Annotated in this window: 8 protein-coding genes; 1 reads left to right on the top strand and 7 read right to left on the bottom strand. The window is 66.5% G+C overall.

Annotated elements, in window-relative coordinates:
* Window positions 1–133 precede the first annotated feature (133 nt).
* The 7 genes from ACNPP0_RS17540 to ACNPP0_RS17570 all read right to left on the bottom strand — a co-directional run bounded on the left by ACNPP0_RS17540 (window position 134) and on the right by ACNPP0_RS17570 (window position 4,972).
* Complete coding sequence (locus ACNPP0_RS17540) at window positions 134–892, bottom strand: 3-hydroxyacyl-CoA dehydrogenase (protein WP_332608704.1); 759 nt, start codon at window positions 890–892, stop codon at window positions 134–136.
* A gap of 132 nt (window positions 893–1,024) precedes the next feature.
* On the bottom strand, window positions 1,025–1,681 hold the full coding sequence (gene adk, locus ACNPP0_RS17545) for an adenylate kinase (protein ID WP_448706571.1): 657 nt from the start codon (window positions 1,679–1,681) through the stop codon (window positions 1,025–1,027).
* Window positions 1,682–1,772: 91 nt separating this feature from the next.
* Window positions 1,773–2,537, bottom strand: coding sequence for a 3-deoxy-manno-octulosonate cytidylyltransferase (gene kdsB / locus ACNPP0_RS17550; protein WP_448706572.1), 765 nt, complete (start codon window positions 2,535–2,537; stop codon window positions 1,773–1,775).
* 10 nt (window positions 2,538–2,547) lie between these two features.
* Window positions 2,548–2,727 carry a Trm112 family protein gene (locus ACNPP0_RS17555; protein ID WP_120156251.1) on the bottom strand — a complete coding sequence of 60 codons (180 nt, stop codon included), beginning with the start codon at window positions 2,725–2,727 and terminating at the stop codon, window positions 2,548–2,550.
* A 138-nt stretch (window positions 2,728–2,865) separates the two neighbouring features.
* Window positions 2,866–3,924 carry a tetraacyldisaccharide 4'-kinase gene (gene lpxK, locus ACNPP0_RS17560; RefSeq protein WP_448706573.1) on the bottom strand — a complete coding sequence of 353 codons (1,059 nt, stop codon included), beginning with the start codon at window positions 3,922–3,924 and terminating at the stop codon, window positions 2,866–2,868.
* On the bottom strand, window positions 3,921–4,334 hold the full coding sequence (locus tag ACNPP0_RS17565) for an ExbD/TolR family protein (RefSeq protein WP_046804705.1): 414 nt from the start codon (window positions 4,332–4,334) through the stop codon (window positions 3,921–3,923). Before ACNPP0_RS17565 ends, lpxK begins: the two co-directional genes overlap by 4 nt.
* Window positions 4,331–4,972 (bottom strand): MotA/TolQ/ExbB proton channel family protein, encoded by a 642-nt coding sequence (locus ACNPP0_RS17570; protein WP_332608701.1) that lies wholly within the window; start codon window positions 4,970–4,972, stop codon window positions 4,331–4,333. The genes ACNPP0_RS17565 and ACNPP0_RS17570 overlap by 4 nt, the downstream gene beginning before the upstream one ends.
* Window positions 4,973–5,325: 353 nt before the next feature.
* Here ACNPP0_RS17570 and xseA point away from each other — a divergent pair.
* The coding region (xseA, locus tag ACNPP0_RS17575; protein ID WP_448706574.1) for an exodeoxyribonuclease VII large subunit at window positions 5,326–6,470 on the top strand (1,145 nt) is incomplete at its 3' end.

The following is a 6,470-nucleotide window of genomic DNA, read 5'->3' on the forward strand; positions in this document are numbered from 1 at the left end:
AAAGACGCCCCCCCGGGGGGCAGCAAGCGTGCGCAGCACGCGCGGCGTGGGGGGCGCATGCCGCCGCCGGGCCGCCCCAAGGGGAAAGACGCCCCCCCGGGGGGCAGCAAGCGTGCGCGGCGTGGGGGCATTATTACTTCGGCGGCATGCGGATGGCGCCGTCCAGGCGGATGGTTTCGCCGTTCAGCATGTCGTTCGTGACGATGCTGTAGACCAGTTTGGCGTAGTCTTCCGGGCGGCCCAGGCGGGCGGGGAAGGGGATGCTGGCGGCCAGCGAATCCTGCACTTCCTGCGGCATGCCGAAGATCATCGGGGTGCCGAAAATGCCCGGGGCGATGGTCATGCAGCGGATGCCGGTCTTGGCCAGATCGCGGGCGATCGGCAGGGTCATGCCCGCCACGCCGGCCTTCGATGCCGCGTAGGCAGCCTGGCCGATCTGGCCGTCGAAAGCAGCAACCGATGCCGTGTTGATCATGACACCGCGTTCACCGGTGGGTTCCGGGGTGTTGGCGCTCATGGCCTCGGCCGCCAGGCGCATCATGTTGAAGCTGCCGATCAGGTTGATCGACACGACCTTCTGGAACAGTTCCAGCGGGTGCGCGCCGTTCTTGCCGACGATCTTCGCGGCGGGCGCAACGCCCGCGCAGTTCACCAGGCCAAACAATGCACCCAGTTCCAGCGCGGCCGCCACGGCGCTTTTGCCGTCGGCTTCCTGCGTGACGTCGCAATGCACATAACGCTGGCCCAATTCCTTGGCCAGGGCCTGGCCCGGTTCGTCCTGCACGTCGGCAATGACGACCTTGGCGCCATTTTCCACCAGCATGCGCACGGTGCCCGCGCCCAGTCCGGACGCGCCACCCGTAACGATGAATACCTTGTTCGCGATTTCCATGTCTCTACCAGTTCAATTCAAAGGTGATGAAAGCGGCGCGGCAGGCGCCGAATGCGACAAGGCCTTCGGGCCGATGCCGGAGCGCAGTGCGTCCAGCCGGCGCCGAAGGCCTTTGGGCCAACCAAGCGCCTATCAGCTATTGACAGCCTCGAACAGGCGCGACTTGATTTCGTCGACGGCGCCCACGCCCGAGATCTTTCGGTACTTCGGGGCTTCGGCGGCGTTTTGCTGCGCCCAGGTCGAGTAGTAATCAACCAGCGGACGGGTTTGTTCGCGGTACACGGACAGGCGGTGGCGCACCGTTTCCTCGCGATCGTCGTCGCGCTGGATCAGTTCTTCGCCGGTGAGGTCGTCGCGGCCTTCAACCTTGGGCGGGTTGAAGCGCACGTGGTAGCTGCGGCCGCTGGGCTGGTGCACGCGGCGCCCGCTCATGCGTTCGATGATGTCCTCTTCGGGCACTTCGATTTCCACCACGTAGTCCAGCTTGACGCCGGCGCTTTTCAGCGCGGCGGCTTGCGGGATGGTGCGGGGGAAACCGTCGAACAGGTAGCCGCCGGCGCAGTCGGGCTGCTTCAGGCGGTCCTGGACCAGGCCGATGATGATCTCGTCGGAAACCAGACCGCCGGCATCCATGACCTTTTTGGCTTCAATACCCAAGGGCGTGCCTGCCTTCACCGCGGCTCGCAGCATGTCGCCGGTGGAGATCTGGGGAATGCCGAAGTGTTGGGTGAGAAACGCGGCCTGGGTGCCTTTGCCGGCGCCGGGAGGTCCGAGCAAGATGAGACGCATGAGTGCTCCTGATGGGGTTTATTTTTTGTGATCCGGGGGATTATGCCGCAACGCAGCAGCCAATGCGGGGCTGCGCCATGGGAAATAACCCTTACATCTGTTTGCTGTAGACCAAGCGCACGCGTTCCAGGTCCGCCGGGGTATCTACGCCCGCTGCGGGAGGGTTGAGCGTGCGGTGTACGACGATTTGATGGCCATGTTCCATGGCGCGTAGCTGTTCCAGTGCTTCGAACCGTTCCAGCATGCCTTGCGGCAGCGTCGGGAAGCGGCGCAGGAACGACACGCGGTAGGCGTACAGGCCGATGTGATGCCAGGCGGGCAGCCCGTCGGCCAGCACACGTTCGCCGCCGGCCAGCGCATCGCGCGCCCAGGGAATCGGGGCGCGCGAAAAATACATGGCGCGATCGTCGGCGGTGCACACGACTTTCACGACGTTCGGGTTGAACAGCGCCTCGGCGTCGGCCAGCGGGCAGGCGGCGGTGGCGATATCGGCGTGGGGGCAAGCTTGCAGCTTGGCCGCCACGGCGTCGATCAGTTCGGGTTCGATCAGCGGTTCATCGCCTTGCACGTTCACCACGATGGCGTCGTCCGGCAACCCCAGTTGCTGGACGGCTTCGGCCAGGCGGTCCGTGCCCGTGGGGTGGTCGCCGCGCGTCATCAGGGCGGTCAGGCCATGGGCCTGCACGGCCGCCTGCACGCGCGTGTCGTCCGTGGCGATGTACAGCCGGGATGCGCCCGATAGCGCGGCACGGTCGGCGGTGCGCACGACCATCGGCTTGCCGGCGATATCGGCAAGGGGCTTGTCGGGCAGGCGGGTCGAGGCGGCGCGCGCCGGAATCAATGCGATGAAACTCACGGTGCGGCGGTCAGGTGGGGGCGGTTTCGTCCAGCACCCGGGCTTCCGACTCCAGCATGACGGGGATGCCGTCGCGGATCGGGAAAGCCAGGCGGTCGGCGCGGCAAACGAGTTCGGCGTGCTGCCGGTCGTTTTCGAGGCGGCCCTTGCACAGGGGGCAGACGAGGATGTCGAGAAGTCGGGATTCCATGACCGGGATTCTAAAACAGTTTGCGGCGGGCAAGGCTGCGGCGGGCAGGGCGAAAGTCCGATTTTCGCCGCGGCAAGTGCACGGCCGGGCTCGGGTGAGAGGTGAACGGCACGGTGCAACGCGCCGATGGGCACAGCGCTAGGCGGGAGCCCGGTCGCGCAGCGCCTGCGCCAGCCAATCGAACAACCCCGGGTCGGAAAACGCCGCTTGCACCGGCACTTCCCACAGGCGCGCGTCGTGCAGCGCGGCGCATTTGATGGCGTCCTTGGACGTCACCAGGATCGCGTCGGCCGTCAGGCCCCGGAACGGCGAGTCGGCGTAGTCGTGATGGTCGGGTAAGGGCAGGGTCGCGTCCGGTTCGATTCCCGCGGCGCGCAGCGTCGAGAAGAAGCGGTCCGGGTTGCCGATGCCCGCGGCGGCCGCCACGCGAGGCTGGCCCGCAAAGGCGGAAAGCGCCCGCGTCGCGCCGTCTTCGATGTGACGGGCATCGCCCGGTTCCAGCCACATCCGCACCGGGCGCGGGCGGAGGGGGGGGGTGGCGTCGGCGTTGGCCGGTTCACCGGCGCCGTCAGGCGTACCGATGTTGGTGATGAGCACATCCACGTCTTGCAAGCGCTGCGCGGGTTCGCGCAGCGGGCCGGCGGGCAGCAACCGGCCGTTGCCCACGCCGCGCGCGTCCTGCACCACGATTTCGACGTCCCGCGCCAGCGCCAGGTGTTGCAGGCCGTCGTCCGAGACGATCACGTCCACGTCCGGATGCGCCCGGAGCAGCGCACGGGCGGCCAATGCGCGTTTCGGGTGTACGGACACCGGGGCGCCCGTGGCGCGCGCGATCAAGGCGGGTTCGTCGCCAAAGCGATCCGCCGCCAATGCGCCCACTCCGACCCGGGCTTGCGGGCCGACTTTCACGCCATAGCCTCGGCTGACCACGCCGGGCGTGAAGCCGCGCGCGCGCAATCCTTGGACCGTGGCGATCACCATGGGGGTCTTGCCCGTGCCACCGACGTAGATGTTGCCCACCACCACCACCGGTACCGGCGCGCGGTAGCTGGGCTTGGCGCCACTGAGGTAGGCGGCGCGCTTTCTGGCCACCGCCCATTCGGTCAGCGCGGCCAGCGGTGACAGCAGGGTCGACAGCCAGCCGCCATGCTGCCACTGGCGGGCCAGCAGCGATGGGGACGAACGCGGGGTGCTCACCGTGACGTCTGGGCGGCGAAATTGACGCGGCCGATGCCCGCCAGGCGGGCGGCTTCCATGATGTTGATCACGGATTGATGGGTGGCTTGGGCGTCGGCGTTGATGATGACCAGCGGCTCGGTCTTGCCGGCTGCCGCCTGACGCAGCACGTCGGCGATTTCAGGCGGCGTGGACACGTCGATCAGCGTGCCGTTCAGCGCGTAGCGCCCGTCCTGGCTGACGGCCACCTCTAGCGCGGGCGGCGTGTCTTGCTCGGACGATGCCTGCGGCAGGGTCACCTTCAATTGCGTGAATCGGGTGAACGACGTGGTGGCGGCCAAAAAGATCAGGATGACCAGCAAGACGTCGATCAGCGGGATCAGGTTGATGTCCAGCTCGTCGCGATCGCCCCGGGAACCGCGGAAATTCATGAACGCCCCTCGCGCGCGGGGTAGGCGGAAGGGGCGGGCGGCACGGGCGACACGGCGCGTACCAGCCGCGAGGCGGATTGCTCCATGGCGCTGAGATAGCCGTCGACCCGACCGCGCAGGTAGCGATGCGCAATCATGGCGGGAATGGCAATCAGGATGCCGAAGCCGGTGTTGTACAGCGCGATGGAAATGCCGCGTGCCAATTGGGCGGGGTCGCCGCCGCCGGGCGTGTACGACCCGAAGATCTCGATCATGCCGACCACGGTGCCGAACAGCCCCATCAGGGGCGCGACGACGGCTATGGTGCCGATGGCGGGGATGTAGCGGCTGAGGTCATGAGCGACGGCCCGGCCGGTGTCTTCGACCACGTTGCGCAGTTCTTCGCGGGGCAAATGGCGGTGACGCATCACTTCGGCCAGCACCCGGCCCAGCGGCGAATTTCGTTCCAGGCGGTTGATGGCTTCGGGGGTGTCCTGGCGGTTGCGCAGCATGTCCACGACCTGTTCGTTCAGGCCACGGGGCAGGATAAGGCTGCGGCGCAGGGAGAGGAAGCGCTCGAAAATCAGCGCCAGTCCCAGCACGGATGTCGCCAGCAGGGGCCAGATGGGCCAGCCGGCCTCGCGCAAAATGGAAAGCAAAGCGTTCAACTCCCGGGGGCCATAGGGCGGCAACAGTACGTGCGCCGTGGCATCAGATCAAGCCGAAACTGTAACGGCGCGGCGGGTTTGTGGCAAGGCGGGAAGGCCCCCGATTTATCCACAGAAATTGTGGATAATTCTGTGCAAAACTTCGCCGGAACGCTTGTGGGCACAGGGCTTGCGCTTGTTTGCTTCAAATTAGCGCAATTGAGTTTTTATAATTTGTCTATAAAAATCAACGGCTTGCACGGAGTTTGCTGGCTTTCGGGCCTGCCGCTGCAAAAATCTGTGGACGCGGTATCATTGCGCCCCGCTACGTATGCCCTGTGGACAGGTACGCATCGGAAAGCCTCATGACAATTGAATTTGCAGTCACAAACAACGCATTCACGCGGGATATCCTGACAGTTGCCCAGCTAAACCAAGCAGTGGGGCAGTTGTTGGAGCGCAGCATCCCGGCTTTATGGGTGCGCGGAGAGATTTCGAACTTCACGCAGGCGGCATCCGGGCATTGGTACTTCACGCTCAAGGACAGCCGGGCCTCGGTGCGGGCTGTTATGTTCCGAAGCCGCGCCAGCGCGGTGGGTTTTGTACCCAAAGCGGGGGACCAGGTCGAAATCCGTGCGCGGGTGTCCCTGTACGAGCCGCGCGGCGACTACCAGTTGCAGGCCGACGCCATGCGCCGGGCCGGTCTGGGCAATCTGTATGAAGCGTTTTTGCGCCTGAAAGAGCAATTGGCCTCGGAAGGTCTGTTCGATCCGGCCCGCAAGCGCGAACCCGCCCGTTTGCCGCGCGCAATCGGGGTCATTACGTCGCTGCATGCAGCGGCGCTGCGCGATGTGTTGTCGGCGCTTGCCCGGCGCGCGCCGCAAGTGCCCGTCATCATCTATCCGGCTCCGGTTCAGGGCGCCGATGCCGCCCACCGCCTGGCTGCCCAGGTGCGGCTGGCCAACGCGCGCGCCGAGGTTGACACTTTGTTGCTGGTGCGCGGCGGGGGCAGCATCGAAGATCTGTGGAGCTTCAACGACGAAGACCTGGCGCGCCAGGTCGCGGTCAGCGAAATCCCGGTGATCAGCGGCGTGGGGCATGAAACCGACTTCACCATCGTGGACTTTGTGGCCGACGTGCGCGCGCCCACGCCCACCGCCGCCGCCGAATTGGCCTGCGTACCGCGTTCCGAATTGATCGGCCGCGTCATGCAGTCGGCCCAAGCCATGGTCCGCGGTCAGCAACGGCGGCTGGAACGCGCCGCGCAACGCCTGGACCGTGCGTCCGGGCAGTTGGTGTCGCCCTCGCAACGGCTTGAGCATCAGCAAGAACGCTTGAACAGCCTGCGCTTCCGGCTGGCGTCGGCGTGGTCGGGCCCGCAAGCCCGGCGCACTGCGCGCGTCAATCTGCTGACGCAACGCCTGGCGCATCGCGTGCCCGATACCGGGCGCGCCGCCGACCGCCTGGCAGGCGCCGCGCGCCAGCTGGGCCAGGCGCATGCGCGTCTGCT

The organism is Achromobacter semiaridum (assembly GCF_053543755.1).